Raw genomic sequence first — 19,405 nt, forward strand, 5'->3', positions numbered from 1 at the left:
CAGATCGCACAAACGACGCCGAGTTCCCTTCTTCCCCGGACAAGTGATCTACATTTCGGAACGGTTATTTAGCGATGAGCCCCCTTGGAGGCGTACTTGGGCCGGGCGTTCATGATGTACTCGATCTGCTCGTCGCTCATCTTGCCCTTGCTCAGACCCAGCACTCGATAGGTGATGTAGGGGCGCGCCGGCAAGGCGATCATCAGGGCCTTGATCTGGATGTCGTCCTCCAGATGCGGATTACCGTAGGCATAGGTCAGCACACCGGCATCCAACAGATTTTTGACGGCCGGCTCGGTGACCGGCAAATTGATGACGCTCTTGCGCTGAAAGATGAACTCCCGTAGCACCGCCTTCTCGTTAAAGTCCAGGCAGGCGATCATCTTCTCCAGCCGGGCCTGCTGATAGTGGCTGCGCAGGCGCCCAATCAGCCAGTCCCAGCCGATGAGCAGCCCCTGGCTGACAAAGTAGGAGAGCGCCACCAGCATGCCGGCCCACAACAGTAGGGTCACTTGGGCCTGCCAGACATCGAACGGCTCACCCAGCTGCTCCAGGGGCAGCAGCAACAAGGCGCCGCTGCAAAGCAGCAACCAGATCATCAGCCAGTTGAGTGAACGAAATTGGCCAAAGTAGGTGTTCCACTGTTTCATGATGTTTCCCTGACGGTTAGGAGCCTAGTGATCAGGGAATTGCAAAGGGTGTGCCAGCCTCGGCCGGCACACCCGACTCAGCGCTGGAACTGCTGGATCAAGCGGGCCAGGCCCTCCAGCCGATGCACCAGCAGACTGATCTGATCCACCGCCTTGTGGCTGTTGCGGGTGGTATCGCCGGCCAGGCCGCGGATGTTGTGGACGTTGCGGTTGATCTCTTCGGTCACATCGGCCTGCTGGGCCACGGCACTGGCGATCTGGTGGCTGGTATCGGTGACCTGATCCAGCATCACGTTGATCTCTTCGAGCACCTTGCCGGTGGCCACCGCCTGATCCCGACACACCTCGGAGCGCTCGGCCCCCTGCTCCATGCTGGCCACCGCCACCCCGGCAGACTGTTGCAGCTGGCGGATCATCTGCTGTATCTCCTCGGTGGAGCGCTGGGTCTTCAGCGCCAGCGAGCGGATCTCGTCCGCCACCACCGCAAAGCCGCGCCCGGCCTCGCCGGCCCGGGCCGCCTCGATGGCCGCATTGAGCGCCAGCAGGTTGGTCTGACCGGCGATGCTGTCGATCACCTCCAGGATACCGTCGATGCGCCGGCTGTTGGTGGCCAGCTCGTTGATCACCTGCTTGGACTGCTCCAGCTCATCATGCAGCCGGTTGACCGAGGCAATGGTGGTATCCACACTCTGCCGCCCCTGGGCCGAGGTCTGGCGGGCCAGCTCCACCAGCTCGGAGGCCGAGGTGGCGTTGCCCGCCACCTCGCGGATGGAGGAACTCATCTCATTGATGGCGGTGGCCAGCTGATCCGTCTCCGCCAACTGGCTCTCCAGCTTCTCTGTGATGCCGCGAATGTTGGCTCTGTCGTCCTCGGCCTCCTGCAGTATCAGCTCGCTGGTATCGCCGGTGCGGCCCACCACGGCCCGCAGCTCGGCCTGCTTCATGCGCAGCGCCAGCTCGATGGCCGCCAGCTCGTCCCGCCGTCCGGTGTAGATGACCTGGGTCAGCTCGGTATCAAACCCTTCCCGGGCCACCAGGGCCAAGCGGTTAAGCTTGCGGGACCACCAGGCGCCAAAGCCCAGCTGCAGCAGCAGGATTGCCAGCACGCCACACAGCAGGGGCCACTGCTGGGGTAACCAGAGGGCCAGCCCGGTAAGCAGCATGGCACTCAGCCCCATTATCTGGTTCAGCCAGCCCACCCTGAGGGCCGGCCAGCGCAGGGCGCGGGGCAGCTTGCCCTGCTGTATGCCCTGATACAGCCGCTCGGCTTGCGCCACCTCGTCGCGGGAGGGACGGCTGCGCACCGACTGGTACTCGCGCACCTGACCATCGGCATCCAGGATGGGGGTGACATAGGCATTGACCCAGTAGTAGTCGCCGTTCTTGCAGCGGTTCTTCACCAGCCCCATCCAGCTCTTCTTGGCCTTCATATGGGCCCAGAGATCGCTGAAGGCGGCGGCGGGCATGTCCCCGTGGCGCACTATGTTGTGCAGAGCCCCTTCCAGCTCGTCGGCCTGATAACCGGCGATATCGCAGAAGTGAGGATTGGCGTAGGTGATGCGGCTCTGCAGGTCCGTGGTGGAGATGAGATTATGCTGATCCGAGAAGTGTCGTTCCTGTCCCGACTGCGTTTGGGATGTCATGCCGTTGCTCCTGCCCCTGGCCAATAAACATTCAGTCCTCGGACATCTTAGCAGAGCGAGTCCCGCTCAAAAAAGCATGCCAACGGGCTCAAACAGAGATAAAAATCGAACGTTCCCAGCGATGTAACCGGCAGAAAATGCTGATATAACAATTTGATAAAAAATCTAACAGGTCAGCTGCAATCTACCAGCTGCCGCATCACCCCCTTGAGCCAGCGCAGGGCCGGCTGAGCATCCTGCACCGGGTGCCAGACACAGTTGAGGTGATAGCTGGGCATGGCGCTGGGCAGCGCCACCTGGCGCAGCGGCCAGGCCGCCGCCAGCAGGCTGGCCACCTTGGCCGGCAACACCAGCAGGTAGTCGGTCTGGCTGACGATGGCCGCCGCCGACATATAACTCTGACTGTTCACCGAGATGCGGCGGCTCAAGCCCTGGCTGGCCAGAAACTGATCGACGATGGACTCCCGGGTGCCCAGGGGCGAGTGAAAGACGTGGGGCGCCTCGATGAGCGCGTCCAGGCTCAACGCCGCCCCTATCTGCGGGTGATCCCGCCGCACCAGGCCGCTCAAGGGCTCGGTCAGCCAGGTTTCGCGGCTCAGGTGGGGCGGCACCTGCATGTACTCATCAAACCCCAGCACCAGATCGATACTCCCCTCGGCCAGCTCGGCCTCCGGCAGGCGATCCCGCAAGATCTCGATCTCGATATGCACCCCGGGCGCCAGTTGCCGCAGCCGGGCGATGAGTGGCGGGATCAGCACACACTCCACATAGTCGGTGGTGCTGATGACGAAGCGCCGCTGGCTGGTTTGCGGATCGAACACCTCCGGCGTGGTCAGCTGCTGCTCCAGCAGCAGCAGGGCCTGGCGTACCCCCTGATGCAACCCCTGGGCCCGCGGTGTGGGCAGCATGCCCTGGGGGGTGCGCACCAGCAGAGGATCGTCGAAGAAGCGCCGCAACCGGTTCAAGGCATGGCTCATGGCCGGCTGGCTGATAAAGAGGCGCGCCGCCGCCCGGGTAACGTTGCGCTCCTGCATCAAGGCGTCAAAGGCCAGCAGCAAATTCAGATCGAGCTGGTGCAGCTTCATCATCATTCCATAGGTGAATAAGGCAATTAATAATATTCATTTGATGGATGATGGCACAAGTTTCTACACTGCAGATCACTGATGCATACCGGTTCTGACCCTCGCCCAGTCGCACTCGGCCTGGGGTTGCCGATCGTCCGTCAAGGTATCGCTCTCGAACGCCACTGGTTGAGTTAAGCCAGTCCATCTAACCCAGTGGTGGGCCCAGGCCCGCCCGTTACCGCTGTTCTGGCAGCCCGTCTGCCAGCGCGAGGAGTCTGTAATGAGCAAACTTTTGAGCAGCCTGCCTGCCGCCGATGGTTTCTTTATGCCCGCCGAGTGGGCGCCGCAACAGGCGGTGTGGATGATTTGGCCGTACCGCCCGGACAACTGGCGGGAGGCCGGCCGTTACGCCCAGGCCACCTTCGCCCAGCTGGCCAAGGCCATCGGTGGAGCCACCCCGGTGTTTATGGGCGTCCCCGCCCGGTTTATGGAGCAGGCCCGGGAGATCATGCCCGCCGCCGTCACCCTGGTGGAGATGAACAGCGACGACTGCTGGGCCCGGGATACAGGCCCGACCGTGCTGATCAACGCCGCCGGTGAACGCCGTGGCGTGGACTGGGGCTTCAATGCCTGGGGCGGCCACAACGGCGGCCTCTACTTCCCCTGGGATCAGGACGAGCTGGTGGCCCGCCAGATGTTGGCGACCCACGGTTTCGACCGCTACCAGGCGCCGCTCATCCTCGAAGGCGGCTCCATCCACGTGGACGGTGAAGGCACCTGCCTGACCACCGCCGAGTGCCTGCTCAACGTCAACCGCAATCCGCACCTGAGCAAGGCGCAGATCGAGCAGCACCTGCAGGATTACCTGGGCATCCGCAAGGTGATCTGGCTGCAGGACGGCACCTACCTGGACGAGACCGACGGCCACATCGACAACATGGCCTGCTTCGTGCGCCCCGGCGAGGTGCTGCTGACCTGGACCGATGACGAGCAGGATCCCCAGTACCCCCGCTCCAAGGCGGCACTGGAGGTGTTGCAGAACGCCACCGACGCCCAGGGCCGCAAGCTCAAGATCTGGCTCATTCCGCAACCGGGTCCCCTGTACTGCAGCGAGGAAGAGGCGCAAGGCGTGATCGACGGCAGCGGCGTGCCCCGCGAGTCCGGTCACCGGCTGGCGGGCTCCTATGTCAACTTCCTCATCACCAACGACCGCATCATCTACCCGTTGCTGGATCCCAAGACGGACGCGCTGGCCCAGGCCAAGCTCGAGGAGATCTTCCCCGACCATACCGTCGTGGGCATCCCGGGCCGGGAAATCCTGCTGGGCGGCGGCAACATCCACTGCATCACCCAGCAGATCCCCAGCGGCCAGTAAGCCACGGCGGCTAACCCCGTTGGAGGGGTATCGCTGCACGGCCGGGAGAGAGCGTCCCTAAGCGCGCTCCCCGGCCCCGCCATCACGGCGAGGCTTGCCCTGTGGCACGGCCATCGCCAAACCGTCACCGTTTTTTGGAGGTCCAGCATGATCGAAGTGACCGAAGTATCCATCGCCGAGCTGCGTGCCGCGCTCGAATCCGGCCGCACCACGGCGGTCGAACTGGTGCAGGCCTATCAGGCCCGCATCGCGGCCTATGATGGCCCCGCGACCGCCACCAAACTCAACGCGGTCGTGGTGCCCAATCCCGATGCGCTGAAAGAGGCCGAAGCCTCCGATGCGCGCCGCGCCCGCGGCGAGACCCTGGGGCCGCTGGACGGCATCCCCTACACCGCCAAGGACAGCTACCTGGTCAAGGGGCTGACCGCCGCCTCCGGCAGCCCGGCCTTCAAGGATCTGGTGGCCCAGCGCGATGCCTTCACCATAGAACGGCTGCGGGCCGCCGGCGCCATCTGCCTGGGCAAGACCAACATGCCGCCCATGGCCAACGGCGGCATGCAGCGCGGCGTCTATGGCCGGGCCGAGAGCCCCTATAACGCCGACTACCTGACCGCCCCCTTTGCCTCCGGCTCCTCCAACGGCGCCGGCACCGCCACCGCCGCCAGCTTCTGCGCCTTCGGCCTGGCCGAAGAGACCTGGTCCAGCGGCCGGGGCCCGGCCTCCAACAACGGCCTGTGCGCCTACACCCCCTCCCGCGGTGTCATCTCGGTACGCGGCAACTGGCCCCTGACCCCCACCATGGACGTGGTGGTGCCCTACGCCCGCACCATGGCCGACCTGTTGGAGGTGCTGGATGTGGTGGTGGCCGACGACGTCGAGACCCGCGGCGATCTCTGGCGCATGCAGCCCTGGGTGCCGATCCCCAAGGCTTCCGAGGTGCGTCCGGCCTCCTATCTGGAACTGGCAGCCAACGCAGAGAGCCTGAAGGGCAAGCGCTTCGGCGTGCCACGCATGTTCATCAACCAGGATGAACTGGCCGGCACCAGCGAGCATCCCGGCATCGGCGGCCCCACCGGTCAGCGCATCCAGACCCGCGCCTCGGTGATCGCCCTGTGGGAGCAAGCCCGCCAGGCCCTGGAAGCCGCCGGCGCCGAGGTCATCGAGGTGGACTTCCCCCTGGTCTCCAACTGCGAAGGGGACAGACCCGGCGCCCCCACGGTATTTAACCGCGGCATCGTCTCGCCTGAGTTTTTGCAGGACGAGCTGTGGGAGCTCTCCGGCTGGGCGTTCGACGACTTCCTGCGGGCCAACGGCGATCCCAAGCTCAACAAGCTTGAGGATGTGGACGGGCCGCAGATCTTCCCCCACGACCCCGGCACCTTGCCGAACCGCGAGGGGGATCTGGCCGCCGGCATGGACGAATACGTCAAGATGGCCCAGCGCGGCCTCACGCCGTGGAACGAGATTGCCAGCGTGCCGGACGGCCTGCGGGGCCTGGAGCAGACCCGCAAGCTGGACTTGGAGGAGTGGATGGATGAGCTGAGGCTCGACGCCGTGCTGTTCCCCACGGTGGCCGACGTCGCCCCGGCCGATGCGGATGTGAACCCCGCCTCCGCCGATATCGCCTGGAGCAACGGCGTCTGGGTGGCCAACGGCAACCTGGCCATCCGCCATCTCGGCGTACCGACCGTCACAGTCCCCATGGGGGTGATGGCCGATATCGGCATGCCGGTGGGCCTGACCTTCGCCGGCCGCGCCTATGACGACAACAACCTGCTGCGCTTTGGCGCGGCCTTCGAGGCCACCGGCAGCAAGCGGCTGGTGCCGCCACGGACACCGGCGCTGGGCTGAGGCCAATCCGGCGTTCGCTATGCCGGATTGGCGCTATCAGCACATTAAAAACCACCTGAAAGCAGGTGGTTTTTTATCTGGCGCGGTCGGGTGACGCCGGCGCCGTTGCGCCATTGGTCAGCCGCTTAGCGGGGAAACAGCATGTAGGGGCGATTGGCGCAGCGTAATCGCCCGCACAGCAGGCGAAACAATAGTTAGACGAGCCTTGTTGGCGTGAGCGTGTGGATAGGCAGGTGCGATTTAAAACAGATCCCATCATTGGCTTTGTATTTATATGGGCGATTACGCTCTGCTAATCGCCCCTACGATCCTTGGCACACTCCTGCATACACCAAAGCCAAACCACCTGCTTGGCAGGTGGCTTGGTAGGGGCAGGTTACAGGAACATGCCGCCGGAGGCTTCGATGCGCTGGCCGGTGATCCAGTGGTTGTCATCGGCCAGCAGGGCGGCCACCACGGGGCCGATGTCCTCCGGCAGGCCGGCCCGGCCCAGGGCCGTCTGGGCGGCGACAAACTGGTTCACCGCCGGATTATCCCGCACCAGGCCATTGCCAAAATCGGTGGCGATGGCGCCCGGCGCCAGTGTGTTGACCGAGATGCCCCGCGCCCCCAGCTCCCGAGCCAGATAACGGCTCAGCACCTCCACACCACCCTTCATCACCGCGTAGGCGGAGGATCCCGGCAGGGAGAAGCGCGCCAGCCCGCTGGAGATATTCAGAATACGGCCACCGTCGGCCAGTTGCGGTAGCAGGGCCTGGGTCAGGAAATAGGGCGCCTTCAGGTGGATGCGGAACAGCTCGTCAAACTGCGCCTCCATGGTGTCGACGAAGGGCGCATGCAGACCGACGCCGGCGTTGTTCACCAGGGCATCGAAGCGCTGGCGCTGCCATTGATCCGCCAGCAGGGCGCGCACCGCGGCGGCGAACTCGACAAAGCGGCGGCTGTCGCCCACATCCAGTGGCAGCACGGCCACCTGGGCGCCCAGAGCCCGGGCCTCGGCGGCGGTCGATTCGGCCTCGTCGCGGCGGCTATGGTAGGTGAGTATCAGGTCCCGGCCGCCTTGCGCCAGCCGCAGCGCCATGCTACGCCCCAGGCCACGGCCGCCGCCGGTGATCAGAACAATCTTGCGCTTGCTATCCATCATCAGGTTCCTCGCGGTAGTTCGGGAGCCCTCTCCCGTTACCCCAAGTCTATTGATTTCAGGTTGGCGATAAATCCGTCTAACTTTGTTAGATTGTTCACCAGCTTTTGACAGTTGGAGTCATCATGGATCAGTTGCAGGCCATGCGTGTCTATGTGCAGGTGGCGAAACTCGGCAGCTTCACCCAGGCCGCCGACAACCTCGGCATGCTCAAGGCCAGTGTCTCGAATGCGGTACGCCAATTGGAGGAGCAGCTGGGCACCCGTCTGCTGCACCGCACCACCCGCAAGGTACAGATGACGCAGGACGGCCAGCTGTTTTACGAGCGCTGCCAGGATCTGCTGGCAGACATGGAGGAGCTGACCACCTGGTTCAGCCGCGAGGAGGATCAGCCGCTGCGCGGCCGGCTCAGGGTGGACATGCCGTTGGCCCTGGCCCGCACCCTGGTGATCCCCGCCCTGCCGGCGTTTTTGCGGCGTCACCCCCAGCTGGAGATGGAGCTGAGCAGCACAGACCGCCGGGTGGACATGGTGCGCGAGGGCTTTGATTGCGTGGTGCGGGTGGGAAATGTCCATGATCAGGGGATGATTGCCCTGCCCCTCGGCCAGATGGCGCAGATTAATTGTGCCAGCCCGGCCTACCTGGAGCGCCATGGTCTGCCGCAGGGCCCCGAGGAGCTGGCCAGTCACCAGCTGGTGCACTATGCCCAGTCCCTCGGCAGCCGACCGGCCGGCTTTGAATACCAAGACGCCGAGGGGCAGCCGCAGCGACTGACGGTGCCGGGCAGTGTGACGGTGAATAACTCCGATGCCTATCGGCAGGCGGCGCTGGCCGGACTCGGCATCATTCAGGTGCCCAGACGGGGTGTGCAGCGCTGGCTCGATAGCGGCGACCTGGTGGAGATACTGCCGGATCACCTGCCCGCCCCCCTGCCGGTGTCCCTGCTGTACGCCAATCGACGGCATCTGCCGGTGCGGGTGCGCCGCTTCATGACCTGGCTGCAGGCCTTGCTCCAGCCGGCGCTGAGCTGAGTAGCGGCCCCTAGCGCGGCGAACGCGTGCTAGGGCTCAGCACCAGCCAGGTGGCCACGCCGATCACCAGGGCGCCGAACACAAAGCCGGAGTTGAGGCTTTCCCCCAGCACCAGATAACCCCAGAAGATACCGAACGGAGGGATCAGGAAGGTGACGGTCAGGGAGCGCAGCGGGCCTATGTCGTGGAGCAGGCGAAAGTAGAGGATGTAGGCCACCGCCGTACAGAGCAGGCCCACCGCCACGACGCTGAACCAGGCCGCCGGCAGGTTCCAGTCAGGCAGGGGGCTGGTGACCTGGCTGTAGGCAAAGAAGGGCAGCAGGAACAGGCTGGCGCCGATCTGGGTGCCCAGGGCCAGCTGCATGGGATCGAGCCCTCCACGCTGGCCGACCCAGCGGCGGGTTAAGAAGCCGGCCAGGCCATAGCAGGCGGTGGCCAGCAGGCAGGCGAGGATCCCCTGCAAGGTGACCAGCGACAACGCCATTTGTCCCCGGGTGGTGATCAGCATGACCCCCATCAGCCCCAGCACGACGCCGCCGCTCTTTTTCAGGGTCAGCTGCTCACCAAAGAACAGACTGCCGATGGCTACGCCCATCAGGGGGGTGGTGGCATTCAAGATGGCGGAATAGCCGGCAGGCAGCCATTTGGCCGCCAGGCAATACATCAGAAACGGCAGGCCGGAGTTGATGATGCCCAGCAGCAGGGCCACCGGCAGCTTGTCGGCAAAATCGATACGCCGCCGGATCACCAGCACCAGCAGGCTCAGCCCCAGGCTGGCAAACAGCACCCGCAGGAAGGCGGTGTTGATGGCCCCCAGCGCCGGCGCGGCGATGCGCATAAACAGAAAGCTGGCGCCCCATATGGCGGCAAGTAGCAACAGTCGGCAATAATCGGCGGCACGCATCTCTAGACTCCAGCAACAGGGTGACGGCATCAATCAAAGGGAATAGACCATAGCATAGGGCTAGCGGCGGCGTCCCTTGCTCCCCAGAGCCCGCTGCTTGGCGCGCTGCTTCTGTGCCGCCTTGCCGTGGCGGCGTGGCGCGGGAGCGGTGCGGGTCAGATCCGGCTCGAAGCCCGGGCACCACTGCTGGGGCAGCCGGGTATTGAGCACCGCCTCCACCTCTTCGAGCAACACGCTGTCCTCGACGCTGAACAGGGTGATGGCCAGCCCCGCCTTGCCGGCCCGGCCGGTGCGACCGATGCGGTGCACGTAATCCTCCGGCTGGAATGGCAGCTCCAGGTTGATGACATACTGGAGATCCGGAATATCCAGGCCGCGGGCCGCCACATCGGTGGCGATGAGCGCCTGCAACTGACCGTCGCGAAATGCCTGCAGCACCTGCTCCCGGGCGGCCTGGGAGAGATCGCCGTGCAGGGCCTGGGCGGCGATCTGGCGAGCACTCAAGGCCTTGGCCAGCTGATCGCAGCCCTGCCGGGTACGGCTGAAGATCAGCACAGGCCGACAGCCCTGGGTCTGGATCAGGTGGGCGATAAGCTCTGCCTTGCGCTCGGCATCCACCACATAGACCCGCTGCTCGATAGGCGCCGCCGCCGTGTTGGCCGGCGCCGCCTCGATGCGCAGGGGCTCCCGCAGTCGCGCCCGGGCCAGGGCATAGACGGCTTCGCCGAAGGTGGCGGAGAACAGCAGGGTCTGGCGCTCGTCGGGCAGCTGGGCCAGCAGGGCGTTGATCTCGTCGGCAAAGCCCATGTCCAGCATGCGGTCGGCCTCGTCGAACACCAGCACCTCCAGCCCGGCCAGACTGACCACCCCCTGGCGCAGGTGATCCAGCAGGCGCCCCGGGGTGGCGATGATGAGATCCACCCCGGCCTGCAGCACCTCAGACTGGGCGGCGATGCTGACGCCGCCATAGACCAGCGCCGCCCGCATGCCACAGCCGGCGCCATAGCGCTCGACGCTCTGGTGGACCTGCTGGGCCAGCTCGCGGGTGGGCACCAGGATCAGGGCCCGCACCGCCGGCGTGGCGGCCGGGTTCAGCAGCCGCTGCAGGATAGGCAGCACGAAGGCCGCTGTCTTGCCGGTGCCGGTCTGGGCCGCCGCCAGCAGATCCCGCCCCGCCAGGATCGGCGCCATGGCCGCCTGCTGGATGGCCGTCGGCTGCTGGTAGCCCAGGGCCTGCAGGTTGGAAAGCAGACGCGGGTCGAGAGCGAAGTCGGCAAAGGTCATAGGGATCACCATGCTAGAGAAAAGAAGAGGGCCCGGTCAGCAAGAACGGTCAGGGCGCACATGGTAGCAAATCCTGATGTCACCGGTCGCAAATATGCTGCCGAGGCGGTTCGCATGGCCGAAAACGACCCAATAAAAAGCCAGTCAGGCGACTGGCTTGTTACGGCTGATGGACGGACTATTTGCTTTCGGTCCGCGCCTTGAGATAACCCGCATAGTCGGGCACCGCCACTTCGAATGCGCGGTCCATGTGCGGACAGTCCATCAGAAAATCGGCGGTGGCCTCATTGGTGGCCATGGGGATGTTCCACACCGCCGCCAGACGCAGCAACGCCTTGACGTCCGGGTCGTGGGGCACGGCGTTCAGGGGATCCCAGAAGAAGATCAGCACATCGATCTTGCCTTCGGCGATCAGAGCGCCGAGCTGCTGATCGCCGCCCATGGGGCCGGAGAACAGGCAGGTGATGGGCAGGCCCGCTTCCTTGCTCAATATGCTGCCCGTGGTACCGGTGGCATACAGGTGATGCAGCTTGAGCTGCTCGCTGCGCCGCTTGACCCAGCGAACCAGATCCATCTTCTTGTGATCGTGTGCCACCAGCGCCACCCGCTTGTGGGCCGGCATCTCACGATTGACCATCGCTTGCATGTAAGACTCCTTGTGAAAAGCGTGTCATCTTGGTACCAGATTGACCCCGCCCCCGCAATCGCCGGGATAAAAAAAGGGCGGCCTGGGGCCGCCCTTTTTCACTTTCGCGAATCGATATTACTCGATAACGCGAGCAACCACGCCGGCGCCGACGGTACGGCCACCTTCACGGATTGCGAAACGCAGACCTTCGTCCATCGCGATCGGGCAGATCAGGGTTACTACCATCTTGATGTTATCGCCAGGCATAACCATTTCCACGCCTTCCGGCAGCTCGATGGTGCCGGTTACGTCGGTGGTACGGAAGTAGAACTGCGGACGGTAGCCCTTGAAGAACGGGGTGTGACGACCACCTTCTTCCTTGGACAGTACGTACACTTCAGATTCAAACTTGGTGTGCGGGGTGATGGTGTTCGGCTTAGCCAGTACTTGGCCACGCTCTACTTCTTCACGCTTGATACCACGCAGCAGCACGCCTACGTTCTCACCAGCACGGCCTTCGTCCAGCAGCTTGCGGAACATTTCTACGCCGGTACAGGTGGTCTTGGCGGTGTCCTTGATACCTACGATGGCAACTTCTTCACCTACCTTCACGATACCGCGCTCTACACGGCCGGTAACTACGGTACCACGACCAGCGATGGAGAATACGTCTTCGATCGGCATCAGGAACGGCATGTCGATGGCACGCTCCGGCTCGGGGATGTAGCTATCCAGGGCCTCAGCCAGCTCGATAACCTTCTTTTCCCACTCGGCATCGCCTTCCAGCGCCTTCAGCGCGGAACCACGGATCACCGGAGTGTCGTCGCCCGGGAAGTCGTATTCGCTCAGCAGTTCGCGAACTTCCATTTCTACCAGGTCCAGCAGCTCTTCGTCATCAACCATGTCGCACTTGTTCAGGAACACGATGATGTACGGTACGCCTACTTGGCGGCCCAGCAGGATGTGCTCACGGGTTTGCGGCATCGGGCCGTCGGTGGCAGCTACTACCAGGATAGCGCCGTCCATCTGAGCAGCACCGGTGATCATGTTCTTAACGTAGTCGGCGTGGCCCGGGCAGTCTACGTGCGCGTAGTGACGGGTCGGGGTGTCGTATTCTACGTGAGAGGTGTTGATGGTGATACCACGAGCCTTTTCTTCCGGCGCCTTATCGATTTGGTCGAAGGCGAAGGCCTTACCACCGTAGGTCTTAGCCAGTACAGCGGTGATGGCAGCGGTCAGGGTGGTCTTACCGTGGTCAACGTGGCCGATGGTGCCTACGTTGAGGTGGGGTTTTGTACGTTCAAACTTTTCTTTAGACACGACGTTGTCCTTCCTAGGTTAATTACCGCCCACCTTGGGCGGGCGGCATTGATTACTTGGGATTACTTGGCTTTACGCGCTTCAATCACGGTTTGGGCGATGTTGTTAGGCGTTTCAGCGTACTTACCGAACTCCATGGAGTAGGAAGCACGGCCTTGGGTGGCAGAACGCAGATCGGTTGCATAACCGAACATTTCAGCCAACGGCACCATGGCACGAACGATCTTGCCAGAGGGGCCGTCTTCCATGCCTTCTACCATGCCACGACGACGGTTCAAGTCGCCGATTACGTCACCCATGTAGTCTTCCGGAGTTTCCACTTCCACCTTCATCAGCGGCTCGAGCAGCACAGGTTGTGCTTGCATGAAGCCGGCCTTAAAGGCCAGAGAGGCGGCGATCTTAAACGCCAGCTCGGAAGAGTCCACATCGTGGTAAGAACCGAAGTGCAGACGAACACCCAGATCCACCACCGGATAACCGGCCAGCGGACCAGACTTCAGCTGCTCTTGGATACCCTTGTCAACGCCGGGGATGAATTCACCAGGAATCACACCACCCTTGATGTCGTTGACGAATTCGTAGCCCTTGCCTTCTTCCAGCGGGTACATGTCGATCACCACGTGACCGAACTGACCACGACCACCGGATTGCTTGGCGTGCTTACCAGTGATGTCAGCCGCCTTGGCACGGATGGTTTCGCGGTAGGCAACCTGCGGCTTACCGACGTTGGCTTCTACCTTGAACTCACGCTTCATACGGTCAACGATGATTTCCAGGTGCAGCTCGCCCATACCGGCGATGATGGTCTGGCCTGATTCTTCGTCGGTCCATACGCGGAAGGAGGGGTCTTCCTGAGCCAGACGGCCCAGGGCCAGGCCCATCTTCTCTTGGTCAGCCTTGGTCTTGGGCTCAACGGCCACGGAGATTACCGGCTCAGGGAATTCCATCCGTTCCAGGATTATCGGAGAGGATTCGGCACACAGGGTGTCACCGGTGGTGACGTCCTTCAGACCGATAGCCGCGGCGATGTCACCGGCACGAACTTCCTTGATTTCTTCACGCTTGTTGGCGTGCATCTGTACGATACGGCCGATACGATCGCGCTTGCCCTTGACGGAGTTCAGCACGCTGTCGCCGGAGTTAACCACACCGGAGTAGCAGCGGAAGAAGGTCAGGTTACCCACGAACGGGTCGGTAGCGATCTTGAACGCCAGAGCGGAGAAAGGCTCATCATCGCTCGGGTGACGCTCAGCCGGAGTACCATCGTCCAGTTGACCGGCGATAGCAGGTACGTCGATCGGCGCAGGCAGGAACTCGATAACGGCGTCCAGCATCGCCTGAACACCCTTGTTCTTGAACGCAGAACCACAGGTAACCAGGATGATTTCGTTGTTCAGAACGCGTTGACGCAGAGCGCCCTTCAGCTCGACCTCGGTCATCTCTTCACCGCCGAGGTACTTTTCCATCAGCTCTTCAGAGGCTTCGGCAGCGGCTTCAACCAGGTTCTGGTGCCACTCTTCGGCAGCGGCTTGCAGCTCAGCCGGAATGTCTTCGTATTCGAAGGTGGTGCCTTGGTCGGCTTCATTCCAGTTGATGGCCTTCATCTTGATCAGGTCGATGACGCCCTTGAAGTTTTCTTCGGCGCCAATCGGCAGCTGCAGGGGAACGGCGTTACCCTTCAGACGAGTCTTGATCTGTTCAACCGCGCGCAGGAAGTTGGCACCGGTACGGTCCATCTTGTTGATGAAGGCGATACGCGGAACCTTGTACTTGTTGGCCTGACGCCATACGGTTTCGGATTGGGGCTGCACACCACCTACGGCACAGTACACCATGACGGCGCCGTCCAGTACCCGCATGGAACGTTCTACTTCGATGGTGAAGTCAACGTGACCGGGGGTATCGATGATGTTGATGCGGTGCGGTTGGAACTGCTTGCCCATACCACTCCAGAAACAGGTGGTAGCGGCGGAGGTGATGGTAATACCACGCTCTTGCTCTTGCTCCATCCAGTCCATGGTGGCGGCGCCATCATGCACTTCACCGATCTTGTGGTTAACACCGGTGTAGAACAGGATACGTTCGGTAGTGGTAGTCTTACCGGCGTCGATGTGAGCGGAGATACCGATATTACGGTAGCGCTCAATGGGTGTTGAACGAGCCACGATAGCTATCCTCTTACTAAGGTTGTGCCTTAGATAATGAAAATATGTGCAGACCCGAGGGCCTGCACAGCGGGATTACCAGCGGTAGTGAGCGAAGGCCTTGTTCGCTTCCGCCATACGGTGCACGTCTTCACGCTTCTTGACCGCAGCACCCTTGTTGTCAGCGGCGTCCAGCAGTTCGCCGGCCAGGCGCTGAGCCATAGATTTTTCACCACGTTTGCGGGCAGCTTCAACCAACCAGCGCATAGCCAGGGCATTGCGACGTACCGGACGAACTTCGACCGGAACTTGGTAAGTGGAACCACCAACCCGACGAGACTTAACTTCGACGGTCGGACGGATATGATCCAGGGCTTCTTCGAAGGTGGTCAGGTGATCCTTGCCACTCTTCTGGGAAATGATATCCAGGGCGCCATACACGATGGCTTCGGAGACGGACTTCTTGCCGTCTACCATTACGACGTTAATGAACTTAGCCAGCAGTTCAGATCCGAACTTGGGATCCGGCAGGATTTTACGCTGACCAACAACGCGACGTCTTGGCATTTTGAATTCTCCGTAACTTCAGGTTTTACCCAAAACTAGAAATAGATTTCTAACTAAACGAATGATCGTTTGGCCTTACTTAACGGGAATCCATTAAGCCTTAGGCTTCTTCACGCCGTACTTGGAGCGGGATTGCTTGCGGTCTTTCACGCCAGAACAGTCCAGGGCACCACGAACGGTGTGATAACGAACACCGGGAAGGTCCTTAACACGACCACCACGGATCAGCACAACACTGTGCTCTTGCAGGTTGTGGCCTTCGCCACCGATGTAAGAAGTGACTTCGTAACCGTTGGTCAAACGGACACGGCAAACCTTACGCAGCGCTGAGTTCGGCTTCTTCGGAGTGGTGGTGTACACACGGGTACAAACGCCACGCTTCTGAGGGCACGCTTCCAGCGCAGGAACGTTGCTTTTCACAACTTGCTTAACGCGCGGCTTGCGAACCAGCTGGTTAATAGTTGCCATTAAAAAGCTCCTGATATTAGCTTTACAAATTTACAAACATGTGAAAAATCCTCCCCGCAGAGACGGGGACGCGAAATTCTATGCTCCTCAACCCCATGAGTCAAGATTTAGACAACCTGGCTCACAGACAGTGCCTGAACGGAGTGGCAGGGGACTCTAGCGGAGCAAAATGACGCCTTGATGATCTAGCCCCACAGCAGGGGATTGCCCTGCTGGGCCACCAGCTCAACGAAGCCCGCCATGTCGATGACCTCCCCCACCCCGGCATTCAGCCCACGGGCAGCCAGATCCTCCGCCAAAACATAGACGGGAACCGCCAGGGCGGCCAGTTGTGCCTGCCAGTGAGGTGAGGCGGCCGCAATCACGGCATCGCGGCTAAGCAGCAGCCGATCCTGCCCAGGACGCAGCCGTGTCAGGCACTGGGCCAGGGAACACTGTTCGAAGGGGGAATGAATGATGTGATAGAGCATGGCCTCTCCTAAAACATCAGGCGCACCGGATATTGCGCCAGGGTGTCGGCCAGGGCCTTCGCCGCCAAGGGCTGGCCCGGGATCAGCAGGCTATCGGCCGCCAGGCCACGGGCCGTCAGGCTGTCCTGGCAAAAATAGATCTGCTCTATGTCATACAAGGGCAGCAGTTTGAAGGAGGGTGCGTGATCCCGGCTCAGCACCTGAGCCGGCGCCTGCTCCGGCAACAGCTGATAGAGGCCATCCTCGACGAAGAACACCGCCAGATCCTCGCTGAACGCCGAGGTGGCCAGCAGGGCATCCAGCCCCTCCCGCCCCGTGGCGCGGCCATGGGGGGCGGTACGAAACACGAAGGCAATCTTGTTCATCGCCCCTCCTAGAACTGCACCAGACGATCGGCAGACAAGGCCGCCTCGGCCAGCTGCCCCAAGCCGCTCAATACGAAGGGAGCCGACAGATTATGCCCTATCTTGCCGGCCTCCTGGGCCTCTGCGGCATCCAGCACACCACGGCGCTGTGCCGCCGCCACACAGACATCCAGGCAGATCCCCTGCGCCAGTGCCAACGCCCGCCACTGCGCAACCAGATCGACTTCGTCCGAGGCGGGACAGACATAGCCGTTGGCGTTATACACCCCGCCTTGGTAGAAGAACACTTGGCTAAGACGATGGCCACGCGCCAGCAGGGCCTGAGCGAACAGCAAGGCCTGGGCCGAGGCCTCGCAGCCATAAGGGGGCCCCTGCACCAGCAGGGCAAAGCGCAGTGCGGACATGATTTAGGCCAGGTGGGCGATGGCTTCAACTTCTACCAGCACATCCTTGGGTAGTCGGGCCACCTCGACGCAAGAACGCGCCGGTGCCGCTTCACCAAAGTACTGGGCATAGACCTCGTTGAAGGGGCCGAAATCGTTCATGTCCTTGAGGAAGCAGGTGGTCTTGATGACGGTGTCGGCGCTGGCGCCGGCCGCCACCAGGATGGCCAGCAGGTTCTTCATCACCTGTTCAGCCTGGGCACGGATATCCCCTTCCACCAGGGTCATGGTCTCGGGAATCAGCGGGATCTGGCCTGAGGTGAAGATGAGATCGCCAACCCGGGTGGCCTGCACGTAGGGACCGATGGCAGCGGGGGCGGCGGGGGTGTTGATAACCTGCTTTTGCATCCTTGACTCCTTGCATGACGGATGGGGCCCAACGGGCCAAACCCCAGCAAGGTATAAAACCCCCGCCGGGAGCGCAAGGGCTCAAAAACAAAGAACCACCCCGCAGGGTGGTTCTGATGATGCGGGCTGAGGCTTAAACCGAGGTGCGGATCAGGTAGTCGAAGGCCCCCAGCGCTGCCGTCGCACCGCTGCCCATGGAGATGATGATCTGCTTGAAGGGCACCGTGGTGGCGTCCCCGGCAGCAAACACCCCAGGCATGGAGGTGGCGCCCTTGGCATCGATCTCGATCTCGCCAAAGCGGGTCAGGCTGATGTCGCTCTCCTTCAACCATTCGGTGTTGGGCACCAGGCCGATCTGCACGAAGATACCCGCCAGCTCCAGCTGTTTGACCTCGCCGCTGCTGCGGTCCTTATAGGCCAGCCCCACCACCTTGCTGCCATCCCCGATCACTTCCGTGGTCTGGGCATTGAGGATGATGTCAACGTTCGGCAAGGAGCGCGCTTTCTTCTGCAGTACCTCGTCGGCCCGCAGGGTGTCGGCAAACTCCACCACGGTCACATGCTCGACGATGCCGGCCAGATCGATGGCCGCCTCGATGCCGGAGTTACCGCCGCCGATCACCGCGACCTTCTTGCCCTTGAAGAAGGGACCGTCGCAGTGGGGGCAGTAGGCTACGCCCTTGGTACGGTACTCGGCCTCGCCGGGGACGTTCAGCTCCCGCCAGCGGGCGCCGGTGGCCAGCACCACGGCCCGGCTCTTGAGCTTGGCGCCACTCACCAGATCCAGCTCGACCTGATCGGCGCGGGTCAGCTTGGCCACCCGCTGCTCCGTGATGATATCCACGCCATATTGGCGCACATGTTGCTCCAGGCTGGCGGAAAGCTTGGGGCCTTCGGTATAGGGCACCGAGATGAAGTTTTCGATGCCCACGGTATCCATCACCTGACCACCGAAGCGCTCAGCCACCAGGCCGGTGCGGATCCCCTTGCGCGCGGCATAGATGGCGGCAGCCGCGCCGGCCGGGCCGCCACCCACGATCAGCATGTCGTAGGGGGCCTTTTCGCTCAGCTCGGCGGCCTTGCGTTCGGCCGCACCGGTATCCAGCTTGCCGACGATCTCAGGCAGCGTCATGCGGCCTTGACCGAAGGGCTCGCCGTTGAGGTAAACATTGGGCACCGCCATGATCTGACGGGCATTCACCTCGTCCTGGAACAGGGCCCCATCGATCATGGTGTGGGTGATGTTGGGATTCAGGGTCGCCATCAGGTTCAGCGCCTGGACCACGTCCGGGCAATTCTGACAGGACAGCGAGATATAGGTCTCGAAGTGGAACTCGCCCTTGAGCTGACGAATCTGCTCCAGCAGTGCCGGATCGGCCTTGGACGGGTGACCACCACTTTGCAGCAGCGCCAGCACCAGGGAGGTGAACTCGTGGCCCATGGGAATACCGGCAAAGTGCACGCGCGGTGCCTGGCCGGCGGCCGCCACGCTCAGGGTCGGTTGCCGCGGGGCATTACCCACCTTGAGAGAAATTTTGGCTGACATACCGGCAACCTCTTCGGCGAGGGCCTGCAATTCAGCGGACTTGGCTTGATCATTACCGGACACGCTGAGCTCAATCGGGGTCACAATGTAGTTCAGATAGGTATCCAGTTGCTGTTTCAGATTGCTGTCTAACATGGCGTGTCCTTAGATCTGTTGGTAA

The 19,405-nt window shown here is 62.3% G+C and carries 19 protein-coding genes; 3 read left to right on the plus strand and 16 right to left on the minus strand.

The annotated features are described in order from the left end of the window. Positions 1–68: 68 nt before the first annotated feature. From ABD847_RS08320 to ABD847_RS08330, 3 genes are all read right to left on the minus strand, one after another. A complete protein-coding gene (locus ABD847_RS08320; protein ID WP_345011912.1) occupies positions 69–650 on the minus strand; it encodes a superinfection exclusion B family protein in 582 nt (193 codons plus the stop codon). 77 nt (positions 651–727) lie between these two features. Next, positions 728–2,293: a methyl-accepting chemotaxis protein gene (locus tag ABD847_RS08325; protein WP_345011914.1), complete on the minus strand. Its 1,566-nt coding sequence runs from the start codon at positions 2,291–2,293 to the stop codon at positions 728–730. Positions 2,294–2,466: 173 nt separating this feature from the next. Further along, positions 2,467–3,378: a LysR family transcriptional regulator gene (locus ABD847_RS08330; protein WP_345011916.1), complete on the minus strand. Its 912-nt coding sequence runs from the start codon at positions 3,376–3,378 to the stop codon at positions 2,467–2,469. A 262-nt stretch (positions 3,379–3,640) separates the two neighbouring features. On the opposite strand from ABD847_RS08330, the gene aguA reads away from it, so the two are divergent. Together aguA and ABD847_RS08340 are read left to right on the plus strand one after the other, a co-directional pair. Then, positions 3,641–4,735, plus strand: a complete 1,095-nt coding sequence (gene aguA, locus ABD847_RS08335) for an agmatine deiminase (RefSeq protein WP_345011918.1) — start codon at positions 3,641–3,643, stop codon at positions 4,733–4,735. Positions 4,736–4,882: 147 nt separating this feature from the next. Beyond that, positions 4,883–6,586: an amidase gene (locus ABD847_RS08340; protein ID WP_345011920.1), complete on the plus strand. Its 1,704-nt coding sequence runs from the start codon at positions 4,883–4,885 to the stop codon at positions 6,584–6,586. A gap of 376 nt (positions 6,587–6,962) precedes the next feature. On the opposite strand, the gene ABD847_RS08345 is transcribed toward ABD847_RS08340, so the two are convergent. Beyond that, positions 6,963–7,730 (minus strand): SDR family NAD(P)-dependent oxidoreductase, encoded by a 768-nt coding sequence (locus ABD847_RS08345; RefSeq protein ID WP_345011922.1) that lies wholly within the window; start codon positions 7,728–7,730, stop codon positions 6,963–6,965. Between the two features lie 122 nt (positions 7,731–7,852). On the opposite strand from ABD847_RS08345, the gene ABD847_RS08350 reads away from it, so the two are divergent. Continuing rightward, on the plus strand, positions 7,853–8,758 hold the full coding sequence (locus tag ABD847_RS08350) for a LysR family transcriptional regulator (RefSeq protein ID WP_345011924.1): 906 nt from the start codon (positions 7,853–7,855) through the stop codon (positions 8,756–8,758). A 10-nt stretch (positions 8,759–8,768) separates the two neighbouring features. On the opposite strand, the gene ABD847_RS08355 is transcribed toward ABD847_RS08350, so the two are convergent. From ABD847_RS08355 to ahpF, 12 genes are all read right to left on the minus strand, one after another. Beyond that, complete coding sequence (locus ABD847_RS08355; protein WP_345011926.1) at positions 8,769–9,662, minus strand: DMT family transporter; 894 nt, start codon at positions 9,660–9,662, stop codon at positions 8,769–8,771. A 60-nt stretch (positions 9,663–9,722) separates the two neighbouring features. Further along, positions 9,723–10,946, minus strand: a complete 1,224-nt coding sequence (locus ABD847_RS08360; RefSeq protein WP_425568438.1) for a DEAD/DEAH box helicase — start codon at positions 10,944–10,946, stop codon at positions 9,723–9,725. Between the two features lie 178 nt (positions 10,947–11,124). Further along, the gene (locus ABD847_RS08365; RefSeq protein ID WP_425568442.1) at positions 11,125–11,583 is read right to left on the minus strand and encodes a methylglyoxal synthase; all 459 of its coding nucleotides are present in this window, start codon (positions 11,581–11,583) and stop codon (positions 11,125–11,127) included. 126 nt (positions 11,584–11,709) lie between these two features. Continuing rightward, a complete protein-coding gene (gene tuf / locus ABD847_RS08370; protein WP_345011930.1) occupies positions 11,710–12,894 on the minus strand; it encodes an elongation factor Tu in 1,185 nt (394 codons plus the stop codon). 62 nt (positions 12,895–12,956) lie between these two features. Beyond that, on the minus strand, positions 12,957–15,059 hold the full coding sequence (fusA, locus tag ABD847_RS08375; RefSeq protein WP_345011932.1) for an elongation factor G: 2,103 nt from the start codon (positions 15,057–15,059) through the stop codon (positions 12,957–12,959). Between the two features lie 75 nt (positions 15,060–15,134). Beyond that, a complete protein-coding gene (rpsG, locus tag ABD847_RS08380) occupies positions 15,135–15,605 on the minus strand; it encodes a 30S ribosomal protein S7 (RefSeq protein ID WP_345011935.1) in 471 nt (156 codons plus the stop codon). A 93-nt stretch (positions 15,606–15,698) separates the two neighbouring features. Next, a complete protein-coding gene (gene rpsL / locus ABD847_RS08385) occupies positions 15,699–16,073 on the minus strand; it encodes a 30S ribosomal protein S12 (protein WP_345011937.1) in 375 nt (124 codons plus the stop codon). A gap of 185 nt (positions 16,074–16,258) precedes the next feature. Then, positions 16,259–16,543: a sulfurtransferase complex subunit TusB gene (tusB, locus tag ABD847_RS08390; RefSeq protein WP_345011939.1), complete on the minus strand. Its 285-nt coding sequence runs from the start codon at positions 16,541–16,543 to the stop codon at positions 16,259–16,261. Between the two features lie 8 nt (positions 16,544–16,551). Further along, on the minus strand, positions 16,552–16,908 hold the full coding sequence (gene tusC / locus ABD847_RS08395; protein WP_345011941.1) for a sulfurtransferase complex subunit TusC: 357 nt from the start codon (positions 16,906–16,908) through the stop codon (positions 16,552–16,554). Positions 16,909–16,916: 8 nt separating this feature from the next. Continuing rightward, entirely contained in the window at positions 16,917–17,312 is a 396-nt protein-coding gene (gene tusD, locus ABD847_RS08400) for a sulfurtransferase complex subunit TusD (RefSeq protein WP_345011943.1), read from the minus strand. Between the two features lie 3 nt (positions 17,313–17,315). Next, entirely contained in the window at positions 17,316–17,699 is a 384-nt protein-coding gene (locus ABD847_RS08405; RefSeq protein WP_345011945.1) for a RidA family protein, read from the minus strand. A gap of 133 nt (positions 17,700–17,832) precedes the next feature. Then, on the minus strand, positions 17,833–19,380 hold the full coding sequence (ahpF, locus tag ABD847_RS08410; RefSeq protein ID WP_345011947.1) for an alkyl hydroperoxide reductase subunit F: 1,548 nt from the start codon (positions 19,378–19,380) through the stop codon (positions 17,833–17,835). Positions 19,381–19,405 lie beyond the last annotated feature (25 nt).

This window comes from Pseudaeromonas paramecii (assembly GCF_039540575.1).
Taxonomy (GTDB): domain Bacteria; phylum Pseudomonadota; class Gammaproteobacteria; order Enterobacterales; family Aeromonadaceae; genus Pseudaeromonas; species Pseudaeromonas paramecii.

Excerpts from the sequence above, each read along its gene's own strand:
- rpsG (WP_345011935.1), bottom strand. The coding sequence starts at position 15,605 with ATGCCAAGACGTCGCGTTGTTGGTCAGCGTAAAATCCTGCCGGATCCC.
- ABD847_RS08320 (WP_345011912.1), bottom strand. The coding sequence starts at position 650 with ATGAAACAGTGGAACACCTACTTTGGCCAATTTCGTTCACTCAACTGG.
- ABD847_RS08340 (WP_345011920.1), top strand. The coding sequence starts at position 4,883 with ATGATCGAAGTGACCGAAGTATCCATCGCCGAGCTGCGTGCCGCGCTC.
- tusB (WP_345011939.1), bottom strand. The coding sequence starts at position 16,543 with ATGCTCTATCACATCATTCATTCCCCCTTCGAACAGTGTTCCCTGGCC.
- ABD847_RS08355 (WP_345011926.1), bottom strand. The coding sequence starts at position 9,662 with ATGCGTGCCGCCGATTATTGCCGACTGTTGCTACTTGCCGCCATATGG.
- ahpF (WP_345011947.1), bottom strand. The coding sequence starts at position 19,380 with ATGTTAGACAGCAATCTGAAACAGCAACTGGATACCTATCTGAACTAC.
- ABD847_RS08365 (WP_425568442.1), bottom strand. The coding sequence starts at position 11,583 with ATGGTCAATCGTGAGATGCCGGCCCACAAGCGGGTGGCGCTGGTGGCA.
- aguA (WP_345011918.1), top strand. The coding sequence starts at position 3,641 with ATGAGCAAACTTTTGAGCAGCCTGCCTGCCGCCGATGGTTTCTTTATG.
- ABD847_RS08405 (WP_345011945.1), bottom strand. The coding sequence starts at position 17,699 with ATGCAAAAGCAGGTTATCAACACCCCCGCCGCCCCCGCTGCCATCGGT.
- ABD847_RS08360 (WP_425568438.1), bottom strand. The coding sequence starts at position 10,946 with ATGACCTTTGCCGACTTCGCTCTCGACCCGCGTCTGCTTTCCAACCTG.
- tusD (WP_345011943.1), bottom strand. The coding sequence starts at position 17,312 with ATGTCCGCACTGCGCTTTGCCCTGCTGGTGCAGGGGCCCCCTTATGGC.
- ABD847_RS08330 (WP_345011916.1), bottom strand. The coding sequence starts at position 3,378 with ATGAAGCTGCACCAGCTCGATCTGAATTTGCTGCTGGCCTTTGACGCC.
- rpsL (WP_345011937.1), bottom strand. The coding sequence starts at position 16,073 with ATGGCAACTATTAACCAGCTGGTTCGCAAGCCGCGCGTTAAGCAAGTT.
- ABD847_RS08350 (WP_345011924.1), top strand. The coding sequence starts at position 7,853 with ATGGATCAGTTGCAGGCCATGCGTGTCTATGTGCAGGTGGCGAAACTC.
- ABD847_RS08345 (WP_345011922.1), bottom strand. The coding sequence starts at position 7,730 with ATGATGGATAGCAAGCGCAAGATTGTTCTGATCACCGGCGGCGGCCGT.
- ABD847_RS08325 (WP_345011914.1), bottom strand. The coding sequence starts at position 2,293 with ATGACATCCCAAACGCAGTCGGGACAGGAACGACACTTCTCGGATCAG.
- tusC (WP_345011941.1), bottom strand. The coding sequence starts at position 16,908 with ATGAACAAGATTGCCTTCGTGTTTCGTACCGCCCCCCATGGCCGCGCC.